Source organism: Pseudomonas sp. 31 R 17 (genome assembly GCF_900004915.1).
In the GTDB taxonomy this organism is placed as follows: domain Bacteria; phylum Pseudomonadota; class Gammaproteobacteria; order Pseudomonadales; family Pseudomonadaceae; genus Aquipseudomonas; species Aquipseudomonas orientalis_A.
Window position 1 is genome coordinate 14,081 of sequence record NZ_CVTN01000039.1, and the last position, 22,237, is coordinate 36,317.

Below are 22,237 nucleotides of genomic sequence, written 5' to 3' on the forward strand. Positions count from 1 at the left end.
AGCTTTTAATCAGCGGGTTATTGAGGGCGGGTAACAACGGATGGTTGACGCGTTTGTTTCGTCACGTTTCAAATTAATGATTCCAGGCGTCACTGCCAATTTGCAGGTACTCGCTTTCGAAGGCAGTGAGTGTCTTGATCAACCGTATTTCATACAGGTGCAAGTCGTCAGCGAAAACCCTGACCTGGATCTGGAGGCGTTGCTGCATCAGCCGGCCTATCTGGATCTGGGCGCAACGGATCAAGGCCTGCACGGGCTGGTCTACGCCATCGGCCGTGATGGCCGGGGGGCCCGGCTCACCCGTTACCACCTCACGCTCGCACCTCGCCTGGCGTGCCTGGCCCATCGCCTTGACCAGCGGATTTTCCAGCAGCGTAGCGTGCCGCAGATTATCGCCAGCGTGCTTGAGCAACACGGCATCCTTGCAGATGCCTATGCCTTCGAGCTCGGCCCGGTGATTTATCCGCCTCGGCCCTTTTGCGTGCAGTATGGGGAGACTGATCTGCACTTCATTCAGCGACTGTGCGAGGAAGAGGGTATCCATTACCACTTCCGTCATCGTGCCGACGGTCATTTCCTGGTGTTTGGTGATGATCAGACGGTGTTTCAGCGCCTGCCGATGCAGCGGTACTGCTCGACCCTTGATCCGATGGCCGCAACCAACGGGGTCCAGCGCTTCGATATACGCCTGGAAACCCGCAGTCGGCGAACGGTGCGCCGTGATCACGACTTCGAACACCCGTCGCTGCGGCTGCAGGAAGCCTCCGGCGATGCACCGGGCACAGCCCTTGAGGACTACCGTTACCCGGCAGGTTTCACCCGCCGTGCACGCGGGGCGCAATTGACGCGTCGCAGTCTGGAGCGGCATCAGTCCGACCGCCAGCGCGCGTCGGGCAGCAGTGACCAGCCCCTGCTGCGCAGTGGTCACTTTCTTGAATTGCAAGACCATCCGGACCCGACCTGCAATGACCTCTGGTTGCTTACCTCGGTGCGCCACGATGGCTATCAGCCCCAGGTCCTGGAGCAAGCGGCTGGGGATACGGATACCTTCGTGAGGTATAGCAACCGTTTCACTGCGACCCCTTGGCGTGCCGTGCATCGGCCACCCCTCAAACATCCCAAGGCCTCCATTAATGGCAGCCAGACGGCGACGGTTACGGGGCCTGCGGGCGAGGAGGTGCACTGCGACGCGTATGGTCGCGTGAAGGTGCGGTTTCATTGGGATCGGCTGGACAGGTCGGAGGATAAAAGCAGCGGCTGGGTGAGGGTCGCAACCGGTTGGGCCGGTTCCGGGTTTGGCGCCATGCTGATTCCACGAGTGGGCATGGAAGTGCTGGTGACCTTCCTTGAGGGAGACCCGGACCAGCCGGTGATTAATGGTTGCCTGCCCAATGCACTGCACATGCCGGCCTTTTCCCTGCCGCAGCACAAGACCCGCAGCGTGTTGCGTAGTTGCAGTGTCCCGGGTGGCGCGGGCGGTAACGAGCTGCACCTGGAAGATCGCCGTGGTGAGGAACTGATCTACCTGCGCGCCCAGCGTGACCTGGAGCAGCACGTGGGCCATGACAGCCGTTTGCAGGTGCTCGGTGAGCGCAGTGAAGTCATCCGAGGCTTGAGCACGGTTCGTCTCGAGGGCGGTGAGCAGCGCCACATCACGGGCGAGCGCAGCGTTGTGCTCAAGGCAAGTGATCACCTCGCCGTGCAAGGCGACAGCCACACCCAGGTGGCCCAGGTCATGGTGATCGAAGCCGGTCAACAGATTCACCTGAAGGCGGGGGCCAGCCTTGTCATCGATGCGGGCGCCCAGTTGAGTTTCAAGGCGGGCGGCGAGCATTTGCAGATTCAGGCCGGCGGGATTTTCAGCAGCCGGCCCATTACTGTCGGTGGTTCGCCAGCCGTTGCAAGGTCGGCCAACCCTTCGTCTGTTGCGAGCCCCCCAGAGGTGTCGGTGGTGCAGGGCCTTATCACGGACATGGCCGGCCAACTGGATGCGGATTTTTGCCCCTTATGCGAGCGCTGTCGCGAAGGTCAATGCGCCAGCACCGGGAGGGCCGCGTGATGCAGCACGAGCCTTATCAATGGATGGCGCAGCAGCAACAGGCGGGGTGTCACCTGTGCCTGATACTCGAAGCCAGCAACGAGCGCTGCCAGTCGCTCATGGCGGCTCGCGATCTCTCGCACTATTGCCCGCTCTATGCTGAAACCGCGGCAGCGGAACTGGCGAGCAAGGGCCCGGTGATCCTGCTGGTGGAGCAGATAGGCGAGCCTGCGCTGGTCGATCTTCTGCAACACCCCGAGGCTAATCGAGGGTGGTTGGGCAGTTTGCCCAACGATGACCTGGCCATTGTGGTCCGACATTGGCGTGAGCGCCTGCTGGTTGGGCCAGAAGGCGAAAAGGCCCTGTACCGTTTTCACGACAACCGCACCCTGGCCCGTGCCCTGGCGTATCTGCCGGCAGAGCAATGGCCGGTCTACCTGGGCCCGCTGACCAGCGTGTGCTATTGGCATGAGGGACGTTGGTGCAGCCACGACAACCCCGCGCCGGGTGCTTACCCGGTGCCCGATCCCGCGCCCTGGTTGCAGGTGCCCAATCCCCGGGCGTCGGCCATTCTCCAGGCCAATATCCTGCGCTACCTGCTGGCCGAACGCAGTGAAGACCTGGCGGCCCTGGTGGAGTTTCACGACCCCAGGATCTGGTTGGCCGGTGTGCTGGAACAGGCCCGTGCCTGGCGATGGCGGTCGCCTGAGCAACTCGAATTCCTGGTGGTGCGCCGGCTGGAGGAGGCGACCCGGAGCAGTGTCATTCGCTGGCAGCCGCTGGAGGGCGAGACACCTGCACAGCATTTTGAGCGGGTGCGGGAACAGTGGTGCACAGAAGGGCTTGGGAATGCGTAGGTGGATGGGAAAAGTGTTGCTTGGCGTTGGGATGCTGTGGCTAACGGGGTGTGCGGGGAGGGCGGCGGATAGCTTTACGTTGGAGGTGGATTTGCCGGCGGGGTTTGACGCGTTAGGTGACGCTTCATACGCACCAGCATCAGGTGAACGCTGCAAACTGCCTGTAAGAAAGGGTAGGCGACCTGAGCTCAAAATATTCAAGGCTGTCAGAAAACCCGTCGCCAATAGGGTCAGCTTTGAGGTGCCATTAACGGAACAGGTAAATGGCTGCCCTCTCGTATTGCGCAGCCTCGTTTTCGTAATTAATGCCAGTTGGGGGCAGCGTTGGTCGGATATCGGAAGGGACTATGCCCTTATCTATTTTCACGATAGCTGGGAGCCTGGAATGCCTTTGATGCCTGAGACGGGAGTTCAAGAGCTTCCTGGGCAATGCCAATGGTTATTTCGTACCGCTGGCCCCAGACATGCCCTAATTAAAAGCCTTTGGTGCAAATCACAGGATGCTGCGGGAAAGCTCACGAGGGCGCGGCCTGGGGGGCATGTGCACCGTGACGGACTGTCCGGGAAAACGTTGAGGATGGTGTTGGCGTTCACGGAAGAGGAGCAACCCGCTTTTGGTGATAACTGGGTAAAAGTTGCCCGTGGCTGGAAACGCTGCAGGGGCGAAAGTGAGGAGGATTTGTTCGGGTTTTGTCGCGGCAATGTTTCCGATTTCAAGACTTTCAAAATGCCAGATGGGCGCTTATGCAGCGTTTATCCAACGTGTGATTGATAGGGAAAAGGTTGATGAAACAGGATGCATGGAAGCAGCAGTTTTTTAACGACAGGATGCCCGCTTGCCCATTACGCGGAGATTGGTTGTCTTTGGGGCTCGTTGATGAAACCGGGAGCGGCAAGGCCTACGGTGGTCTGCTTTATACTCTCCAGGACAGTGTTGGGAAACAATACAGGGGGCGGCTGGATGGGGATGGTTTTACCAGGCTGGAGGGTATCTATTGTGGCCCGGTAGTTCTCATGATGGATGAGCCTTATTCGGGAACAGAAATACCCTATATCACGCTTATGAAACGGCTTGACTACCCTTTGCCCATTACGGAGCTTCAAGTACGCGCGGAGCAAACTTTTTTTCTAAGCAGCGATGGCCCATGTGTCGACGGTAACCCGGCACGGCAAAAAGCAGACTGTTTTTATCAGGTGGAGGTAAGTGATTTGGTTCGGTACAAAGCCCACTTACCTCCAACGTCGTCTGGGGCTCACCGGCCCACGCGCAATGCGCTCAAGATGATGGCGGACCTGGGGTTTGGTCCTCCTGAGTCCTTATTCAAAGGGGTGGTGCTATTCCCAAACCAATTTACGGTTTTGGAGGTGCGTCCTTTACGAGCGCTACGGCCAATTATTTCCACTGATGATCAGTTTTGTGCACTGAACCTTTACCAGTTGGCGCTCATGGCCACATTGAGTTATTGCGAATTTGGTCAGGATCCCCCAACCGGAGTTGCGGATACGGTCACTTTTCCGCTGAACCCGAGCATAGGAAACGTGTTTGTAGAACAGTTGTCATGCTACCGGGAGGCTTGGAAGTTCGACTCAAAACAAGTACAGCGGTTTTATCCACTGTATGAAGACGTAGCCTACTCTCGTCGCTTTGAGATTCTGCCTTTCGACCCTGAATTATATGAGCGCAATCACCCGCCTGGTGAGCATCCGCAGCGTATACATTTTTTTAACGACGTTGAATCCGGAACTGACACGCAAGCTTTTATCTGCCATCACGATGAGGTTGTACTCATAGCTGTCCGTGGCACTGCCAGTGGCGCGGACGCTTTACGCGACGCAGATGCTCATCAAGTCCCTTTCCTCGAAGGCGCAGGTAAAGCTCACCGAGGTTTTTACCAAGCATTCCAAGCCACGTTTCACTTTGTTCTGGATTACCTTTCGCGATATCACATCGGTCAACGTGTTGTCATCTGCGGCCACAGCCTGGGTGGCGCGATCGCCCTGCTGCTGGCTGAAGGACTGCGCCGAATCCCGGACGCCCATTACAACCCACTCCTCTACACCTACGGTGCCCCCCGCGCCGCCGATTCCGAATTTATCGCCGGCGCCTCTGCCCTGGTTCACCATCGAATCGTCAACCATAACGACCCTGTCCCCAGTGTCCCGGCGCCGTGGATGAACACCACTGCCAAGCTGTGGGTGCCCGGGGCTGTCACCCTGTTCAGTGCGCCCACGGCCGGCGGTTTGCTGTTCGCCGCCGGCCTGGTGCGCGTCGGTGGCAATGCCTACCAGCACCATGGCGAACAACAGCACTTCATGCCTATCACACTCCCGGATGGCACGCATTCTTCGGTGCTATGGAAACCTGGCTGTGAATCGATCCAGGAACTGGGCTGCAATCGGGCGTTGCGGTTGCACGGCGACATGCCCGACCGCGACAACCTGTTGAGGCAGCTCTTCCAGGCCAACCAGCACTTCATGACCGCCAGCTATATTCCTGCGGCCTGGGCGACATTGCGCCGCTGGCAGCAAACCCTGGATAGCCAGGGTCCTCTGGTCACTGCGAGGGAATTGGAGTGGCTTGATCGAGCGCTCGAAGACATGCGCGAGCAACTGAGGGCCAAACGCCGCGAACTGGCCCGCATGCGGCCGGCCAACGACCGTAGCCATGAGCATAACGACGCTTTGAATGCAGAGATCGACCGCTTGCATACCAGTCGCGAGCGCCTGGCCAGCCTGCGCTGGCGCCGTCTTGATGGGCGCGATGTGTATGGCAGCCACGCCCAGGGCGCCCACCTGCAACAGGGCCTCAAGCGCTGGTTCACGCACCGGGAAAACCGAGTGTTGTCCCAGGTTGCCAGTATCCCTTCACCCATCCACAGCGACCTGGGCAAAGCGCAAGTGCTGGACATCGACTCGATCGTCTAGCGCCGCGTTACATAAATTCAACCTGGGCCGGCTGACGCTTCATCAGCACCTTGCCGTTGCGGATCGAATACAACGGCAGGCCCTGGCTGCGAATCACCTCATAGTCACTGTCTGCCGACAGCACCAACAGGTTGGCCGGTCGGCCGGGTGCCAGGCCGTAGCGGTCGCCGAGCGCCATGGCCTTGGCGCTGTTGTCGGTGACCAGGTCCAGGGCGCTCTGCAGGTTGCGGTAGCCGAGCATATGGCAGATGTGCAAACCGGCTTCCAATACCCGCAGGATGTTGCCGTTGCCCAAGGGATACCAGGGGTCGACGATGGAGTCCTGGCCGAAACACACGTTCATGCCGGCTTCGAGCAGTTCGTTGACGCGGGTGACCCCTCGGCGTTTCGGGAAGCTGTCAAAGCGACCTTGCAGGTGGATACTTTCGGTGGGACAGGAGACGAAGCTGATGCCGGAATGGCCCAGCAGACGAAACAGTTTGGCGCAGTAGGCGTTGTCGTAGGAGCCCATGGCGGTGGTGTGGCTGGCGGTGACGCGGGCGCCCATGTCGCGGCTGCGCGCTTCTTCGGCCAGCACCTCAAGAAAGCGTGAATGCGGGTCATCGGTTTCGTCGCAATGCACGTCTACCAGGCAGCCGGTGCGTTCGGCCAGGTCCATGAGGAACTTCACCGAACTCACCCCTTGATCGCGGGTGTACTCGAAGTGGGGGATGCCGCCGATGACGTCGGCGCCCAGGCGAATGGCTTCTTCCATCAGTTCACGGCCATTGCGGAACGACTCGATGCCTTCCTGGGGAAAGGCCACGATTTGCAGGTCGATCAGGTGCGCGCTTTCTTCACGCACTTGCAGCATGGCCTTGAGCGCGGTGAGGTCCGGGTCGGTCACGTCAACGTGGGTGCGCACATGCTGGATACCGTGGGCGGCGAGGGCCTGGATGGTTTTCTTCGCGCGAGTCCTGGTGTCTTCCTCGGTGATGGTGGCTTTGCGTTCGCCCCAGCATTCGATGCCTTCGAACAGGGTGCCGCTCATGTTCCAGCGGGGTTCGCCGGCGGTGAGCGTGGCATCCAGGTGGATGTGCGGTTCGACGAAGGGCGGGATCACCAGGTTGCCGGCGGCATCCAGATCGCCGGCCATTAACATCGGTACGCCTGTTTGCGCGGTGATGCTGGCGATCCGGCCGTGTTCCAGGTGCAGATCATGCAGGCCTTCACGGTCGCGCAGGCGGGCATTGATGATGTGCATGGTCAAGTTCCTCTTGGCTAAATTCAATCAGGCGACCGTCAGATTACCATTGGCGGTGCCCAGGCTCATGCCTTGGCGTCAGCCAGCGGTGCGCGCACGCGCAGTACGGCGCTGAGCAGTACGTAGGTGAGCGACGCGGCCGCGATCCCCACCAGCGGTGCAACCCAGGGCGAGTTGAACGCCAGCAGCGTACCTACCGCGTACGCCGTCAGCCCGGCCCAGTTGAACGCGGGCAGGCGGGCATCTGCCAGGCGTGGGTACTGGCCGCGATAGCGATAGAAGAAGTCCGCCATGATCACCCCGCCAATCGGCGGGATCACCGTGCCCAACAGAATCAGGTACGGCACGAGCATGTCGTACATGCCCAGCAGGGCGAGCAGGGTGCCGATCACCGCACCGGCCAGGGTCACGGTTTTGCGCCGCCGGGTGCGCAGCAGGTTGCAACCGGCGACGGCGAAGTTGTAGATGGTGTTGTCCTGGGTGCTCCAGATATTGAGCAGCAACATGGCCATCGCCGCCATGGCGAAACCCTGCAACAGCAGGACTTCCACCACATCCGGTTGCTGATAGACGATGGCGCCGTAGGCGCCGATCAGCACCATCAGGCCGTTGCCGATAAAAAAACCGATCAGGCTGGCCAGCACCGCAACCCTGGCCGAGCGGGAGAACCGCGTCCAGTTGGTGGCCTGGGTGGCGCCGCTGACAAAGGTGCCGAATACCAGGGTGATCGCCGTGGACAGGTCCAACTCGGCGGTCGGCACCACGGCCAGCAGGCCGTCCAGCCCGCCGACCTTGACGGTGGCGACCCACATCGACAGCAACAGCAAAAGGCCCATGGCGGGCACCGCGATATAAGACAGGATTTCCAGCCCGCGATACCCCACGTACGCGGTCGCACAGAACATCAGGCCAAACATCACCATCAAGGCCAGCACGCTGCCCTGGCTCAACGCGAAATACTTGCCCAGCACCACGGCGGCGGTGGCGGTGCCCCAGGCATACCAGCCAATCTGGGTGAAACCGAGGATCAGGTCACTGAGCTTGCTGCCGATTTCGCCAAAGCAGAACCGCCCCATCAATACCGAGTTCAGGCCGCTCTTGAAGGCGATGTACCCCAGCCCTGCGGCGTATATACCCAGCAGCAGGTTACCCAGGGCCACGACGCCGAGCATGCCGGTAAAACTGAAGGCCACCCCCAGCTTGCCGCCGGCAAACATCGTTGCCGTAAAAAACGTGAACCCCAGCAGCACCATGGCCGTGGACGCAAGGCCCTTGCGCGCATGCAGCGGCACTTCACTGAGCGGGTAATCGTTGCCGGATTCTTGCTGGGTCATGTGCCTTGCTCCCTGAATGAAGACGCAGGCCTGTTGCACCGAGCGTGCCAAGCCTTCGGCAACGGTGTACCCACCGTCAAGCGCAGGGAGATGGTCGGCGCGACGGTTCCAGGTGGCGTTTCGAGCGCGAAAGCAGTGCAGTCGTGAAACAAATTGGATCAGCTGAGTCCAGGCGTAAAAAAACCACCCGCAGGTGGTTCTTCAACGCTGGATCGCTTATTCGCCGCGATAAATGCAGCCGCTGGTGCACGTCTCATGGATGCGAATCGCGCTGAGTTCCGGCAGCAAGGGTTTCAATTCAACCCAGATCCACTTGGCCAGCACTTCGCTGGTGGGGTTTTCCAGGCCGGGGATGTCATTGAGGTAGTTGTGGTCCAGACGCTCGTAGAGCGGCTTGAAGATCGCCTTGATTTCCGAGAAGTCGCGAATCCAGCCGGTATGGGGATCCAGGTCGCCGCTCAAGTGGATCGCCACCTTGAACGAATGCCCGTGCAGGCGCCCGCATTTATGGCCGTCCGGGACGTGGGGCAGGCGGTGGGCGGATTCGAACGTAAACTCTTTGAAGATTTCCACGGTATTTTCAGCTCGGTCAGGTATCTGGCAGGCGGCGAGTTTAACAGCTTGACCCGTCGCCGCGCATACCGCTGGGTCAAAGTGCTTGCAAACGCTCGCCCAGGCCTCCGTTGTCCGCCAACTGCAGGAACTCATCGCCCAGCCGTCGACTCTCGCTCATTGCCGTCTGCCAGTAGGCGTTGCGGCTCGCGTCGTCGCCCATGAAGCGCTTGAAGTCGCTGCGGTCCGGCAATTTACCGTGGGGCAGGCGGGCCAGGTAGTCCCTTGACGGCGCCAGCAGCAGGACATCCTGCAAGCCCTGTGGGTTGCTGCGCCGCCACGGCAGGCCTTTGTCGAACCAGCCCGGAATGACGCGGTCGGTGAAGTGCGGGTACAGCACGATATCGTCGCCGCAGTAGGGCAGGTCGAGGTGGTAGTCCAGCAGGCCGCCGTCGCGGTAGGTGCCAACGCCTGCGCCGGGCAGGTCGCGCACGCCTTGCATCACCATGGGAATCGAGCCGGATGCCAGCAGCGCCTGGCGCAGGTTGCCCATTTGCAGTTCAAGGAAGCGCGACGGGAAATCCTCCAGTGCATGCACCGGAGGCGCCTGGCGGGGATCGTGGATGATCAGGCGTTCGAAATGCCGCGACAGCCGTGCGCGGCCGCGCAGGTTATCGGCAATCACCGATGACAGGCCAAGGCCCAGCCGGCCTCGATGGTCATCGGCGAGCAGGCCATGGCTTTTCACGACCATGATGTTCAGGCGGTAGTCGGGGTGGTTCAGCACCTGTGCATCGCGGCCGGCCAGCAGGTCGTCGAGCATGCGCCGGCAGCTCTGGCTGACTTCGGCCATGGTCACGCCTTTGGCGAAACGCTGTTCGTTGTACAGGCGGCCCAGGTCGAGCAAGCCTTGCACCGGGTCGGGCAGGCACGCGCTGGCAAACCGCCAGGAACCGATGGACGCACCGATCAGCGCGCGTTCCCGAGGCATGCGTGGCAACCAGTCGCCGAACAGCGCCAGGTCCAGGCCCTGTATACCCAGGGCCTTGGGGCCGCCGGCCGCACCCGGGAGGATGCCAACGTCGGCGGGTGCAAGACCTTGCTCACGAATGCGCGCAAAGGCGCGTTTGCCGGCCCTGAGCGTCAGGGCGGGGAACTTGATGTGAATAGCTGTCATACCGTTCTCTGTCAGAGCGATTGCAGGAACAAAGCTCGCTCCTGCAGAAAATTGCCATGGTGGCAATTCAGTTTCAATTAAGTTGCCGCGCGTACCGTGATCAGGCGTAGGAAAAACATCCTGAAACGGAGACTTATCATGAAGCGCCTCACAGCGCTGGTCGCCGCCGGTATCATTGCGTTCTCGGTCACGCCGGCCTGGGCAATGGACCCCGACAAACCGCTGAAATTGCCCGGCACTGTTACAATTGTCGCTTTCGATCAGCTTGAAGCCGCCGCCCTGGCCTTGCATCCGGGGTCGACCTTGCTGGGCACCGACCTGGACGAGGAATACGGCAAGTACATCTATCAGATCGAACTGGAAGATGCCCACGGCCTTGAATGGGACATTGAATTGGACGCGCTCACCGGGCACGTCCTCAAGAATCATCAGGACACGTAATGACGCTATATCGACGCGCCGGTAGTCTGGTGCTGCTGGCGCTCCTGGCCTTTTGCTCAAGCCTGGCCGCTCGCGACCTCAATCAGGATGAAGCCTTGGCGCTGCGACAGCAAGGCGTGATCCTGCCGCTGGAGCTCCTGTTGCACAAGGCAATGTCACGCTACCCAGGTGGCAGGCTGCTGGAGGCGGAGCTGGAACTCAAGCATGGCAAATATGCCTATGAAGTGGAACTGGTGACCACCGAAGGCGTCGTGCGCGAAATCAAGCTCGACGCCACCGACGGTACCTTGATCAAGGATAAGGAAGACTGATGCGCCTGCTTTTGGTGGAAGACAACGTCCCGCTGGCCGATGAGCTGCTGGCCGGCCTGCAGCGTCAAGGCTATGCGGTCGATTGGCTGGCCGATGGACGCGACGCGGCGTACCAGGGCCGCAGCGAGCCCTATGACCTGATCATCCTCGACCTTGGCCTGCCGGGCTTGCCGGGGCTCGAGGTGCTGGGGCAATGGCGCGCCGCAGGCCTGGCCACGCCGGTGCTGGTGCTGACGGCGCGTGATTCCTGGGCGGAACGCATCGAGGGGCTCAAGGCCGGTGCCGATGATTACCTGAGCAAGCCTTTTCACCCCGAAGAGCTGCACCTGCGCATCCAGGCGTTGTTGCGCCGGGCCCACGGGCATGCCAACCAACCGACCCTGCAGGCCGCCGGTCTGCACCTGGACGAAGGCCGCCAGTGCGTGCTGCGCGACGGTGACGAGATCCAGCTCACGGCCGCCGAGTTCCGCCTGTTGCGCTATTTCATGCTGCACCCCGAACAGATCCTGTCCAAAAGCCATCTGGCCGAGCATCTCTATGATGGCGAGACCGAGCGCGATTCCAACGTGCTGGAAGTCCACGTCAACCATCTGCGCCGCAAACTGGGACGCAGTGTGATCGAAACCCGGCGCGGCCAGGGTTACCGGTTTGGCGCCAGCCCTGCATGAAGTCGATCCAGCGGCGCTTGAGCCTGGGGTTGATCAGCGTGATGGTGATCGTCGGCGTAGTGCTGGCGCAAACCAGCCTGTGGCTGTTCGAGGCCGGATTGCAGCGCTATCTGGAGGCCGGGCTGCGCAATGACAGCGAGAACCTGCTGGTGGCACTGGTGCGTGGACCCAACGGTGTGCAGCTGGACGAGCAGCGCCTGTCACCGGCCTATCAACGGCCATTCTCGGGGCACTATTTCCGCATTGATTTTGCCGACACGCACTGGCGCTCCCGCTCATTGTGGGACCAGGAACTGCCGACGCTTCCCGAGGCCGGTCTCAAGGGCAACCTGCAACTGGGGCCTGAAGGCCAGAAACTGTTGGTATTGCGCTCGGACTACAAACGCTTCGGCCAGTCGATTTCCATCAGCGTGGCGCAGGACTACACGCCGGTGCGGGAAAGTTTCCGCCTGATGCGCCAGATCGGCCTGGTACTAGGGCTGGCGGCGTTGCTGGTGGTGTTGGTATTGCAGCGCATCACCGTACGCCGCGCCTTGCGCCCGCTGGAAACCGCGCGCAATCAGATTGCTCAGTTGCAACAGGGCCAGCGTTCGCAACTGGACACCCAGGTGCCGGCGGAGCTGGAGCCGCTGGTGGCGCAGATCAACCATTTGCTGGCGCACACCGAAGACAGCCTCAAACGCTCGCGCAATGCCCTGGGCAACCTGGGGCACGCGCTGAAGACCCCATTGGCGGTGATGCTGAGTGCCGCATCAAGCGAGGCGCTCAGGGATCAGCCGCAGTTGAGCAAGTTGTTGCGCGATCAGCTTGAACAGGTGCAGCAGCGCCTCAACCGCGAGCTCAATCGCGCGCGCCTGGCCGGTGAAACCTTGCCGGGGGCGTTGTTCGACTGTGAAAAGGAACTGCCGGGGCTATTGGCCACCCTGCGCATGATCCACGGCGAACATCTGGACCTCAGCTACCACGTCGCCCCCGGCCTGCAACTGCCCTGGGACCGGGAAGATTTGCTGGAGCTGCTCGGCAACCTGCTGGACAACGCGTGTAAATGGGCGGATGCCGAAGTTCGACTGAGCGTGAGTGAGGCGCCGCACGGCTATCGGTTGGCGGTCGAAGACGATGGCCCGGGCATTCCGGAGATCCAGCGTGAACAGGTGTTCAGCCGTGGCGCACGCCTGGATGAACAGATTGATGGCCACGGCCTGGGGCTGGGCATCGTGCGCGATATTGTTGAAGTGTGGGGCGGGGTGCTGCAGTTGCAGGAAAGTGAATTGGGTGGGCTCAAGGTGCTGATCGAATTGCCCAGGCGGTAGTGCCAATCTAAAACTGTGGGAGGGGTGGTGCGACGATTCGACTTGCCCCCCGTTGCTACTTGTCAGCTTATGACTATCTTACTGATGCTCCACAATCCAATGTGGGAGGGGGCTTGCCCCCGATGGCGGCCTCTGGGCTGGCCAGTATCTTGGATCAGACCGAGTACATATCCATTATTTAGGTCACGGCCACTTAGGGTTCCGCTTTTACAGCGGCTCACTTTTGAAAAGCGCAAAAGTAAGCAAAACGCTCTTGCCCCACCACTCGGCACCTCGCCTAGGTTCGGCCAGCGTGGTTTAACGGGGCGCCTAAGATCAAGATCAAAAGCGGCTCGCTTCGCATCGTGGTTACGGGTGGGCGCGGCTGCTTTGTGTAGGAGCGAGCTTGCTCGCGAAAAACTTATAGGCACCGCGTTCATTCAGGAAGCACGCGTTATCGTTGACGTTTTTCGCGAGCAAGCTCGCTCCTACATTGGATCGGCGTGGTTACACCCGGAACTGATCCATCAACCCCTGCTGCTGATTCGCCAGGTTGTTCAACGCCCGGCTCACGCGCGCCGATTCATTGGCCTGTTCCGACAGCGACTCGGTGACGTCGCGAATCGTCGCCACGTTGTTGTTGATCTCCTCGGCCACGGCGCTTTGCTCTTCGGCGGCGCTGGCGATTTGCAGGTTCATGTCGCTGATCACGGTGACGGCGTCACCGATCTGGCGCAGTGCGGTGACCGCCTGGCCGACCTGCTCGACACTGCCTTGAGCCTGACGATAGCTGTTGCCCATGGCACCGACGACTTCCTGGGTGCCGCTTTGCAATTGCTCGATCACCACGCGGGTTTCTTCCACTGACTCCTGGGTGCGCCGTGCCAGGTTGCGCACTTCGTCGGCCACCACGGCAAACCCACGGCCGGCCTCACCGGCGCGGGCGGCCTCGATGGCGGCATTGAGCGCCAGCAGGTTGGTCTGCTCGGCGATTCCGCGAATCACTTCCAGCACCGAGCCGATTTTTTCGCTGTTGCTCGCCAGGCCTTCAACCTGGCCCATGGCGGTGCTCATGTCAGCCGCCAGCAGGCCGATGTTGCTGGTGGTCTGATCGATCACGGTCAGGCCGTCGCGGGTGGACTGGTCGGCATCGCGGGCCGCTTGCGCTGCCTGGGCTGCGCTGCGGGCGACGTCCTGGGCGGTGGCGCTCATTTCGTGGGAGGCCGTGGCCACCTGGTCAACCTGACGATACTGCTGCTCCATGCCGGCGCTGGTTTCGCTGGCGATCGCGGCGGATCGGTCGGCGGTGCCACGGGCGTCCTGCACCGATTGTTTGACCTCGGCGATGATCGGCTGCAGCTTGTCGAGGAAACGGTTGAACCAGCCGGCCAGTTGGCCCAGTTCGTCCTGTTTGTCGTAGGCCAGGCGGCGGGTCAGGTCGCCTTCGCCGCTGGCGATGTCTTCGAGCATATGTGCCACGCCGAGGATCGGCCGGGTCACGCTGCGCGCCATCAGCCACACCAGGATCAAACCGACCACGGCGGCCAGCAGGCCCAGGCCAAGTTCGAGCAGGGTGCCCTGGGTATTGTCGGCATCCAACTGGGCCTTGAGCGCCTCGGCCGGCGCCACCAGGACTTTTTTCGGTACGTCCAGCAGCACGCCCCATGGCTTGCCGTCCGGGATCGGTGCAAAGGGCGCCAGCACTTTGAGTTGGTGGTGGGTGCGCAGGCTGCGGATCTGTGTGCCGCTCGCCAGGGCACTGATCAGCTGTGCGCCGCTGGCGGGGTCGACCTGGTCCAGGCGTTGACTGAGTTTGCTGGCGTCCGGGCTGTAGCCGGCGAGCAAGCCGGTGGGGCTCAGGATGCTGACGTGGGCCTGGCCGTCGTAGAGCTTCTGGCTGGCCTGTTGGCTCACGGCCTGCAAGCTGTTGAGATTGATGTCCACCGACAACGAGGCAATGACTTTGCCGTTGACCATCAGCGGGAAGACGATGCTGGTCATCAGCACGTTCTGCCCGTCGATCACATAAAAGTAAGGTTCGATCACGCAGGGCTTGAGGGTGGTGCGCGGGCAGGTGAACCAGGCGTTGGCTTTTTCGCCGCTGGGGCCGATGGACGTGTCGGTCATGTCGCTTTCGGGCAGCGCCATGGAGGTGATTTTGCCGGGCGTCGGCTGCGACCAGTACAGGGCGAAGCGGCCTTTGTCGTTACTGCCCAGCTCCGCCTGGTTGGCGAACAGCTCATCCTTGCCATCCAGCGCATTGGCTTCGAATACCAGGGACAAACCCAGCAGGTCGGGGTTGGCCTGCAGCGCGGCGCGGACCTGGCGAGTCAGGTCTTCGCGGGTGTCGAAGGCATCCAGGAAGCGTTTTTCCGCCTGCTCGCGCAAAAACAGCACCTGGCGGGAAAACCCATGGCCGTACTGGTAGGCATCCATGAACTGCTGGCGAATGCCCAGCGCCTGCACTTCACCTTGAGCCTCGATACGCGCCTGGGCGGCTTCATCGAGCATCTGCATGCTGGATGCCTTGACCTGCTCGGAACTCTGCGCCATGCGATACAGCGACAGACCCACCAGCAGGGTCACGATCCCCAGCAGGCACAGGCCCGCGAGCAGGGTAATTTTCCATTGAATGGAGAGCTGCCTGAGCGACATCGGGACATCCTTACATGAATACACATAGAGACACCGTTATCGGCTGCGCGCGTTTTTTCTTTATTCAAACAGTCAATTTAAACCTGCCCGGGGTCACAGCTTTTTGACATGGCCGGCCGGCTGCTGCAAAGTGCGGGCCCTCTAATAAGACCTCTTTGAGCCCGTACGCCGGCAGCGCCTTCAATGGCCGCTGCGGCGCGGGCATGCCTGTCTTTTATGTTTCTGTCTTGAGGTAACCATGATTAACGCTGTTATCGCCGCGGTCGGCACCATGCTGGTGCTCAGCCTGTCCCGTGTGCATGTGGTCATCGCCATTATTGTGGGCGCCCTGGTGGGCGGCTTGACCGGAGGGCTGGGGATCGACGCCACGCTCAAGGCGTTTAACAGCGGTTTGGGCGGCGGTGCGACGGTGGCTTTGTCCTACGCCTTGCTCGGCGCTTTCGCAGTGGCGATTGCCAAATCCGGCCTGGCACATGCCTTGGCGGACAAAGCGCTGCTGCTGGTCGATCGCCAGGAAGCCAGCGGCGGCAACCACGTCAAATGGCTGCTGATCGGCCTGCTCGGGGCGGTGGCGATTGCTTCACAGAACATCCTGCCCATCCACATCGCGTTCATCCCGCTGCTGGTGCCGCCGCTGTTGTATGTGCTGACCAAGCTGCAATTGGATCGCCGCCTGATCGCTTGCGTCATGACGTTCGGCTTGATCACCCCGTACATGTTCCTGCCGGTGGGCTTCGGCAATATCTTCCTCAACCAGATCCTGCTGGCCAACGTGGCCAAGAGCGGTGTGGACATCAGCCAGGTCAACGTGACCCATGCCATGAGCCTGCCTGCGCTGGGCATGGTGGTCGGGCTGCTGGTGGCGGTGTTTATCAGCTATCGCAAAAAACGCGTGTACGATCTGGAGAAGATCGAGCGTGTCGAGCAGGTGGCGGTGCAGTACAACCCATTGACCCTGCTGGTGGCCGGGCTGGCGATTGCCTCGGCGTTCATCATTCAACTGTGGCTGGACTCGATGATCATCGGCGCCTTGGCCGGGTTCCTGATTTTCTCGGTGTCGGGCATCGTGCGCTGGCGCGAGACCGATGACCTGTTCACCGAAGGCATGAAGATGATGGCGATGATCGGCTTCATCATGATCGCCTCGTCGGGCTTTGCCGAAGTGCTCAAGGCCACAGGTGATGTGCGCTCGCTGGTGGAAACCTCGGCGGCGTTCATCGGCCATAGCCGTGGAGTCGGGGCGTTGTTGATGCTGCTGGTGGGGCTGTTGGTGACGATGGGCATCGGTTCGTCGTTTTCCACGGTGCCGATCCTGGCCGCGATTTTCGTACCGTTGTGTGTGCAACTGGGCTTCAGCCCGGTGGCGATCGTGTGCATCGTCGGCACCGCCGGCGCGTTGGGCGACGCCGGTTCACCGGCCTCCGATTCCACCCTCGGCCCGACCTCCGGCCTGAATATCGACGGCCAGCACCATCATATCTGGGACACCGTGGTGCCGACTTTCCTGCACTACAACCTGCCGCTGCTGGCGTTTGGCTGGCTGGCGGCGATGACGCTCTGACATCAGCTCCCTCACCTCACTGTAGGAGCGAGCTGGCTCGCGAAAAACGCCCAGATAACGCGTTCATCCGGAATGCACGCGTTATCGTTGGCGACCTTCGCGAGCCAGCTCGCTCCTACAGAAATGACGCATTTGGCCGCTAACCTCTCAAGTCGCCCCTAATAAGAGAGAAAAGCCATGCGTCTGAGCCTCAAGGCCAAAGTCCTGTCCCTTGCCGTCGTGCCGGTGTTGCTGTTCGCCCTGGTCATCAGCCTGACCACCGTGTGGATGCTGCAGGGCCAGGCGCGCAACGAGGTGGATGAAACCCGCCAGCGCCTGCTCACCGATGCCAAGGCTACCCTGCAGGGTTATGTCGAAGTGGCCATGACCACCATCAAACCGCTCTACGACGCCGCTGCCCCCGGCGATACGGCGGCGCGGGCGCAGGTGGTCAAGTTGCTGTCCAACACCGGCTATGGCAAGGACGGCTACTTCTTCGGCTACGATTCCGAGACCATCCGCCTGTTCAAGGGCAACAGCCCGGACGGCGTGGGCAAGAGCTTCAAGGACAATCGCGACCCCAACGGCGTCTACGTCAACCGCGACCTGGTCAAAGTCGGCAAGGACGGCACCCACTATTTGCAATACAGCTCGACCCAGCCCGGCCAGACCGAGTTGGTGCCCAAGCTCGGTTACACCGAATACCTGCCCAAGTGGGACATGGTCATCGGCACCTCGGTCAACCTGGATGGCATCGAAGCCCAGGTCGCAGTGGTCGAGGCCAAGGTCCACGCGCGCATGGAGGGCGTGCTGTTGAGCATTCTCGGTGTGGCCGCCGTGGTGTTGCTGGTGATCGCCGCTGTCGGCCTGCTGGTGGCCAACACCATTCTGCGCCCACTGAGCCTGATGAAGGCCAACCTGGACGATATTGCCGCCGGCGAAGGTGACCTGACGCGCCGCCTGGCCATTACCAGCCAGGATGAACTCGGCGACCTGGCCGGCGCGTTCAACCGCTTTGTCGACAAGATTCACGGCCTGGTTCGTCAGATCACTGAAATGACCGCGCAACTCACCGGCCTGGTAAGCCAGGTGTCCGAGCAAGCCCAGCGTTCGGAAACCGCCATGGAGCGTCAGCGTCACGAAACCGACCAGGTCGCCACCGCAATCAATCAGATGTCGTCCGCCGCACATGAAGTGGCGCGCAGTGCCCAGGGCGCCGCCGTTGCCGCGCAGCAGACCGATGCCGAGGGCCAGGCCGCCAAGCGCGTCGTGGACGGCAGCATCGCGCAGATCCATGCGCTGGTGAGCGATATCCGCAGCAGTGGGGTGTCCCTCGACAGCCTGCAGCAGGATGTGTCGTCGATTGTCAGCGTACTCAGTGTGATCCGCTCGATTGCCGAACAAACCAACCTGCTCGCGCTGAACGCGGCGATTGAAGCTGCGCGTGCCGGGGAGGCCGGGCGGGGCTTTGCCGTGGTTGCCGACGAAGTACGCGCCCTGGCCAGCCGCACCCAGACCAGCACCCAGGAAATCCAGGGCATGATCGACCGCCTGCAAAAAGGCACCGAAGCCGCCGTCGACGCCATGCGCCGCTCCAGCGATGCCGGTGACGGCACGTCGGCCCAGGCCAACCAGGCCGGGGCATCGCTGGACACCATGGCGCAGTTGATCGGCACCATCAACGCCATGAACGCGCAGATCGCCAGCGCCGCCGAAGAGCAAACCGCCGTGGCCGAGGAAATCAACCGCAGCGTGCACCAGATTGCCGTGGCGGTGGACAGCGTGGCCGATGAAACCCGACTCGGCGCCCAGACGTCCCGCAGCCTGGCGGATCTGGGTCAACGCCTGGGGCAGTTGGTCGGTCAGTTCAGGATCTGATCACTCCAGGCTTGGCTCCACCGTTTTTTTACGCGGCAACGCGTGAGAGGTTCACAGGCTGTACGGCATCAGCTCATCTGAATCAATGTCTTGAGGATGGTGCTTTCAGTCGAGATGGTTTTTGCGTTCGCCTGATAGTTGCTCTGGGCCTTGATCAGGTCGACCAGCTCGTTGGTCAGGTTGACGTTGGAGTTTTCCAGGGCGTTGGCCTTGATCGAACCCAGCGTACCGGTTTGCGGGGCGTCGTAACCGGGTTGACCCGAAGCGAAGGTCTCTCGCCAGGTTGTACCGCCGCCAGGCTGCAGGCCTTGTTCGTTGTTGAAGCTCGCCAGCGATATCTGGCCGACAGCCTTGCTCTGCTGGTTACTGAACGTGGCGAACAGTACGCCGTTGCCGTCGATTTTGAGGCCGGTGATCTGGCCGGTGGCGTAGCCATCGGTGAACGGTGGGTTGCGATAAGTGGGCGAATTGTATTGGGTGGTGTTGGCGATGTTGACGGCGATCCCGGTCGGATTGGCAGTCGCGCCGTTTGCTTTCCACACACCTCCCGTCACAGTGCCAGGGACCCAGCCGGTAATGGTCAGGATTTTATCGGATACGCCTGCGGTGACCACGCTGGTGAGCCTGCCTGCACCATCAAAGGTCAATGTCGACGGCACCGGTGGGGTCGATGGCGTGCCGGTTGGCGCCGAACCATCAGGGTTGCGACCGTCAATCAAGGTGTAGGCGTTCCACTTGTTGCCGTCGGTTTTCACCAGGTACTGCACCATCGGGTGCGCGTTGCCCTGGGCGTCGTACAACGTCGTGCTGTATTGAGTGGTAAAGGTGCTGGTGTCGGTCGGGTTGAATGGCTTGGCCGCCTGGTCGATCACCCGTTCCGAGGCGTTCAGGTTACTGGTGGAGTCCACCTTGGTGGAGGCCTTCGGCGGCAGGTTCGACAGGTTCAGTTGCAGGTCGGTCAGGCCACGCTTGATGATCTTGCCATCGGCATCCGCCGCGTAGCCTTGCAGGCGCGAGGTGCCCGTGTTGTTGGTGATGTAGCCGTCTTTGTCGGCACGGAAGGCACCGCTGCGGGTGTAGGCCAGCGAGCCGTCGCTGCCCTTCTGGACGAAGAAACCACTGCCCTGGATCGCCATGTCGAGAATGCCGCCGCTGCCGTTGACGTCGCCCTGAGTGAACTGCTGAGACACGGTCGCCAGGTTCACCCCGTTGCCGATGCTGTTCTGGCCGGTACCCAGTTTGGAGGCGGCATAGATGTCGGCGAATTCCGCACGGGAGGACTTGAAGCCTGTGGTCGCGACGTTGGCGATGTTATTGCCCGTCACGTCCATCTGCTTGTTGGCGGCGTGCAGACCGCTAAGGCCAGTATTGAAAGACATATCAACTCCTTGGGGTGCCGTTGCTGTTCAAGGCGGGGAAGGGCTGAGTGTGTACAACGCGCATGGATGTTTGTGGGAGGTTGTGTGGAGAGAGGGTGGAGGCCTGGATTTATTTACCCGGTGCGACGTCAGAGGTCGCGCATCAGCACGATTGATCTGCGTCTACCCTTGCAACAAAGATGGCACTCGCAGCGCTGGCAGCGGACTAAGCAGCAGGGCGCACATGCGCGCTCTGCTTTTCTGACATGGATCGGACATGAATCAAACCAATCTGCAATTCAAAACCTTGTTGTTACTGCTGGCCCTGGTCACGGTCGCCTTTATCTGGATATTGCTGCCGTTCTACGGCGCGGTGTTCTGGGCGGTGATCCTCGGCATCATCTTTGCGCCCATGCAGCGCCGCCTGCAGCAGCGCTTTGGCTGGAACCGCAACCTGACGTCCCTGACCACCTTGCTGGTGTGCCTGGTGATCGCGATTTTGCCGGTGATCATTACCAGCGCCTTGCTGGTGCAAGAGGGCGCCACGCTCTATAAAAACGTCGAAAGCGGCAAGTTGGATGTGGCCGGTTATATCGAGCAGTTCAAGCATTTCCTGCCGCCGTATTTCCAGCACCTGCTGGACCGTTTCGGCATGGGCAACCTGGAAGGCCTGCGCGAGAAGGTGGTCAAGGGCGCGATGCAGGGCAGCCAGTTCTTCGCCTCCCAGGCATTCAGCTTCGGCCAGGGCACGTTCGATTTCCTGGTGAGCTTCTTCATCATGCTGTACCTGCTGTTTTTCCTGCTGCGCGACGGCCCGGAGCTGGTACGCAAGGTGCGCACGGCGGTGCCGCTGGCCGAGCCGCAAAAGCGTCGCCTGCAGCTCAAGTTCAATCGGGTGGTGCGGGCTACGGTCAAGGGCAACGTGCTGGTGGCTGTCACCCAGGGTGCGCTGGGGGGCTTGATCTTCTGGTTTCTGGATATTCCCAGCGCGTTGCTCTGGGCGGTATTGATGGCGTTTCTGTCCCTGCTGCCTGCGGTGGGCGCCGGGATTGTCTGGGGACCGGTGGCCGCGTACTTCCTGTTGAGCGGTTCGATCTGGCAGGGCGTTGTGCTGGCCTTGTTCGGCGTGTTCGTGATCGGCCTGGTGGACAATGTGCTGCGCCCGATCCTGGTGGGCAAGGACACCAAGATGCCGGATTACCTGATCCTGATCTCGACCCTGGGCGGGCTGTCGGTGTTTGGCCTCAATGGTTTCGTGATCGGGCCGCTGGTCGCGGCGCTGTTCATGTCCTGCTGGGCGTTGTTTGTCGAAACCAAGCCACGCGTCAAGCTGCCGTTGCCCTAGGCTTCAAGCCTGTAGCCGGCTGCCAGCTGGCGTTGCATCTGGGCGTCGGATAACGAGGTGAGCGGGCCGCTGATGGGCTCGCCATCGCTTACCACGTACCAGCAGGCGAGCAGGCCCCGCTTGCGAAGAGGGGCGGGAACGGCGCTGCCGATGACGGACATGATCTGAACAGTGGGCATAAGTACCTCCAAACGTTATGGAGGTCACCTTACGGTGCGCCGGCGCCAAGGAAAAATCACCTGGCTCGATAGTCGACATCAATGCCAGGCGTCAGTCCACCACCTGATCGAGCATGTGCACCACTTCCTGTTCGCTGAGCAAGCCTTTGCGCACCAGGCTTTCGGCCAGCAATGCCAGGAACTTTGCGCTGCGGTGGCCTTCCAGGTGCTTGAGTTCGGTCAGGGCGCTGTAGACCTTGCTGGACGTGCAGAGGCCAGCGGTGCGGTGCGGATTTTGCGTGGGCATGGTCCATCGTCCTTAATTGTTATTGAGTGGACAGAATCAATACTGAGACGGCTTGGTGACACAAACATGACAGCGTTCGTATGAGTCGATCAAGAGGCGATTCCAACCTGATGATGTGGGATCGGCGCTCAAGCATCGTCCTCACAACGACCTTGGCAGCA

At 61.2% G+C, this 22,237-nt stretch carries 19 protein-coding genes and 2 pseudogenes; 12 read left to right on the forward strand and 9 right to left on the reverse strand.

Translation table 11 applies throughout. The features are described from left to right. Nucleotides 1-40: 40 nt before the first annotated feature. Genes tssI through BFP89_RS03215 form a run of 4 tightly spaced genes read left to right on the forward strand, consistent with a single transcriptional unit; the run spans nucleotide 41 to nucleotide 5,820 of the window. Complete coding sequence (gene tssI / locus BFP89_RS03200; RefSeq protein WP_065884024.1) at nucleotides 41-2,059, forward strand: type VI secretion system tip protein TssI/VgrG; 2,019 nt, start codon at nucleotides 41-43, stop codon at nucleotides 2,057-2,059. Next, the gene (locus BFP89_RS03205) at nucleotides 2,059-2,895 is read left to right on the forward strand and encodes a DUF4123 domain-containing protein (protein WP_065884026.1); all 837 of its coding nucleotides are present in this window, start codon (nucleotides 2,059-2,061) and stop codon (nucleotides 2,893-2,895) included. The genes tssI and BFP89_RS03205 overlap by 1 nt, the downstream gene beginning before the upstream one ends. Continuing rightward, nucleotides 2,888-3,667, forward strand: coding sequence for a hypothetical protein (locus BFP89_RS29200; protein WP_065884028.1), 780 nt, complete (start codon nucleotides 2,888-2,890; stop codon nucleotides 3,665-3,667). Before BFP89_RS03205 ends, BFP89_RS29200 begins: the two co-directional genes overlap by 8 nt. 14 nt (nucleotides 3,668-3,681) lie before the next feature. Continuing rightward, nucleotides 3,682-5,820, forward strand: a complete 2,139-nt coding sequence (locus BFP89_RS03215) for a lipase family protein (RefSeq protein ID WP_065884033.1) — start codon at nucleotides 3,682-3,684, stop codon at nucleotides 5,818-5,820. Between the two features lie 7 nt (nucleotides 5,821-5,827). Here BFP89_RS03215 and codA read toward each other — a convergent pair whose 3' ends face one another. The 4 genes from codA to BFP89_RS03235 all read right to left on the reverse strand — a co-directional run bounded on the left by codA (nucleotide 5,828) and on the right by BFP89_RS03235 (nucleotide 10,126). Beyond that, nucleotides 5,828-7,063 carry a cytosine deaminase gene (codA, locus tag BFP89_RS03220; RefSeq protein ID WP_065884035.1) on the reverse strand — a complete coding sequence of 412 codons (1,236 nt, stop codon included), beginning with the start codon at nucleotides 7,061-7,063 and terminating at the stop codon, nucleotides 5,828-5,830. A 65-nt stretch (nucleotides 7,064-7,128) separates the two neighbouring features. Further along, nucleotides 7,129-8,397, reverse strand: a complete 1,269-nt coding sequence (gene codB, locus BFP89_RS03225; RefSeq protein ID WP_065884037.1) for a cytosine permease — start codon at nucleotides 8,395-8,397, stop codon at nucleotides 7,129-7,131. Between the two features lie 216 nt (nucleotides 8,398-8,613). Beyond that, nucleotides 8,614-8,970 (reverse strand): 6-carboxytetrahydropterin synthase QueD, encoded by a 357-nt coding sequence (queD, locus tag BFP89_RS03230; protein WP_065884039.1) that lies wholly within the window; start codon nucleotides 8,968-8,970, stop codon nucleotides 8,614-8,616. Nucleotides 8,971-9,046: 76 nt separating this feature from the next. Continuing rightward, entirely contained in the window at nucleotides 9,047-10,126 is a 1,080-nt protein-coding gene (locus tag BFP89_RS03235) for a patatin-like phospholipase family protein (RefSeq protein ID WP_065884041.1), read from the reverse strand. A 138-nt stretch (nucleotides 10,127-10,264) separates the two neighbouring features. Here BFP89_RS03235 and BFP89_RS03240 point away from each other — a divergent pair, with 138 nt between their 5' ends. Genes BFP89_RS03240 through BFP89_RS03255 form a run of 4 tightly spaced genes read left to right on the forward strand, consistent with a single transcriptional unit; the run spans nucleotide 10,265 to nucleotide 12,856 of the window. Continuing rightward, nucleotides 10,265-10,567: a PepSY domain-containing protein gene (locus BFP89_RS03240; protein ID WP_065884042.1), complete on the forward strand. Its 303-nt coding sequence runs from the start codon at nucleotides 10,265-10,267 to the stop codon at nucleotides 10,565-10,567. Then, nucleotides 10,567-10,878 (forward strand): PepSY domain-containing protein, encoded by a 312-nt coding sequence (locus tag BFP89_RS03245; protein ID WP_065884044.1) that lies wholly within the window; start codon nucleotides 10,567-10,569, stop codon nucleotides 10,876-10,878. The genes BFP89_RS03240 and BFP89_RS03245 overlap by 1 nt, the downstream gene beginning before the upstream one ends. Further along, nucleotides 10,878-11,546 carry a response regulator transcription factor gene (locus BFP89_RS03250; RefSeq protein ID WP_065884046.1) on the forward strand — a complete coding sequence of 223 codons (669 nt, stop codon included), beginning with the start codon at nucleotides 10,878-10,880 and terminating at the stop codon, nucleotides 11,544-11,546. Before BFP89_RS03245 ends, BFP89_RS03250 begins: the two co-directional genes overlap by 1 nt. After that, nucleotides 11,543-12,856, forward strand: coding sequence for a sensor histidine kinase (locus BFP89_RS03255; RefSeq protein ID WP_065884048.1), 1,314 nt, complete (start codon nucleotides 11,543-11,545; stop codon nucleotides 12,854-12,856). Before BFP89_RS03250 ends, BFP89_RS03255 begins: the two co-directional genes overlap by 4 nt. Before the next feature lie 486 nt (nucleotides 12,857-13,342). Here BFP89_RS03255 and BFP89_RS29625 read toward each other — a convergent pair whose 3' ends face one another. Together BFP89_RS29625 and BFP89_RS29630 are read right to left on the reverse strand one after the other, a co-directional pair. Then, the gene (locus BFP89_RS29625) at nucleotides 13,343-14,098 is read right to left on the reverse strand and encodes a methyl-accepting chemotaxis protein (RefSeq protein WP_370671198.1); all 756 of its coding nucleotides are present in this window, start codon (nucleotides 14,096-14,098) and stop codon (nucleotides 13,343-13,345) included. Between the two features lie 102 nt (nucleotides 14,099-14,200). Further along, nucleotides 14,201-15,490, reverse strand: a pseudogene (locus BFP89_RS29630) (HAMP domain-containing protein); the annotation flags it as partial. 241 nt (nucleotides 15,491-15,731) lie between these two features. On the opposite strand from BFP89_RS29630, the gene BFP89_RS03265 reads away from it, so the two are divergent. From BFP89_RS03265 to BFP89_RS29640, 3 genes and pseudogenes are all read left to right on the forward strand, one after another. Beyond that, nucleotides 15,732-17,051 (forward strand): Na+/H+ antiporter family protein, encoded by a 1,320-nt coding sequence (locus BFP89_RS03265; RefSeq protein WP_163002846.1) that lies wholly within the window; start codon nucleotides 15,732-15,734, stop codon nucleotides 17,049-17,051. Nucleotides 17,052-17,318: 267 nt separating this feature from the next. Next, nucleotides 17,319-18,050: pseudogene (locus BFP89_RS29635) on the forward strand (cache domain-containing protein); the annotation flags it as partial. 102 nt (nucleotides 18,051-18,152) lie between these two features. Beyond that, nucleotides 18,153-18,908: a methyl-accepting chemotaxis protein gene (locus tag BFP89_RS29640; RefSeq protein ID WP_370671199.1), complete on the forward strand. Its 756-nt coding sequence runs from the start codon at nucleotides 18,153-18,155 to the stop codon at nucleotides 18,906-18,908. Between the two features lie 68 nt (nucleotides 18,909-18,976). On the opposite strand, the gene flgE is transcribed toward BFP89_RS29640, so the two are convergent. Beyond that, on the reverse strand, nucleotides 18,977-20,287 hold the full coding sequence (flgE, locus tag BFP89_RS03275) for a flagellar hook protein FlgE (protein ID WP_065884057.1): 1,311 nt from the start codon (nucleotides 20,285-20,287) through the stop codon (nucleotides 18,977-18,979). 256 nt (nucleotides 20,288-20,543) lie between these two features. On the opposite strand from flgE, the gene BFP89_RS03280 reads away from it, so the two are divergent. After that, a complete protein-coding gene (locus BFP89_RS03280) occupies nucleotides 20,544-21,611 on the forward strand; it encodes an AI-2E family transporter (RefSeq protein WP_065884058.1) in 1,068 nt (355 codons plus the stop codon). Here the strand turns inward: BFP89_RS03280 and BFP89_RS03285 are convergent. Continuing rightward, the gene (locus tag BFP89_RS03285) at nucleotides 21,608-21,790 is read right to left on the reverse strand and encodes a hypothetical protein (RefSeq protein WP_065884060.1); all 183 of its coding nucleotides are present in this window, start codon (nucleotides 21,788-21,790) and stop codon (nucleotides 21,608-21,610) included. The genes BFP89_RS03280 and BFP89_RS03285 overlap by 4 nt on opposite strands. A 91-nt stretch (nucleotides 21,791-21,881) precedes the next feature. After that, a complete protein-coding gene (locus BFP89_RS03290) occupies nucleotides 21,882-22,076 on the reverse strand; it encodes a hypothetical protein (RefSeq protein WP_057726255.1) in 195 nt (64 codons plus the stop codon). Nucleotides 22,077-22,237: the final 161 nt, after the last annotated feature.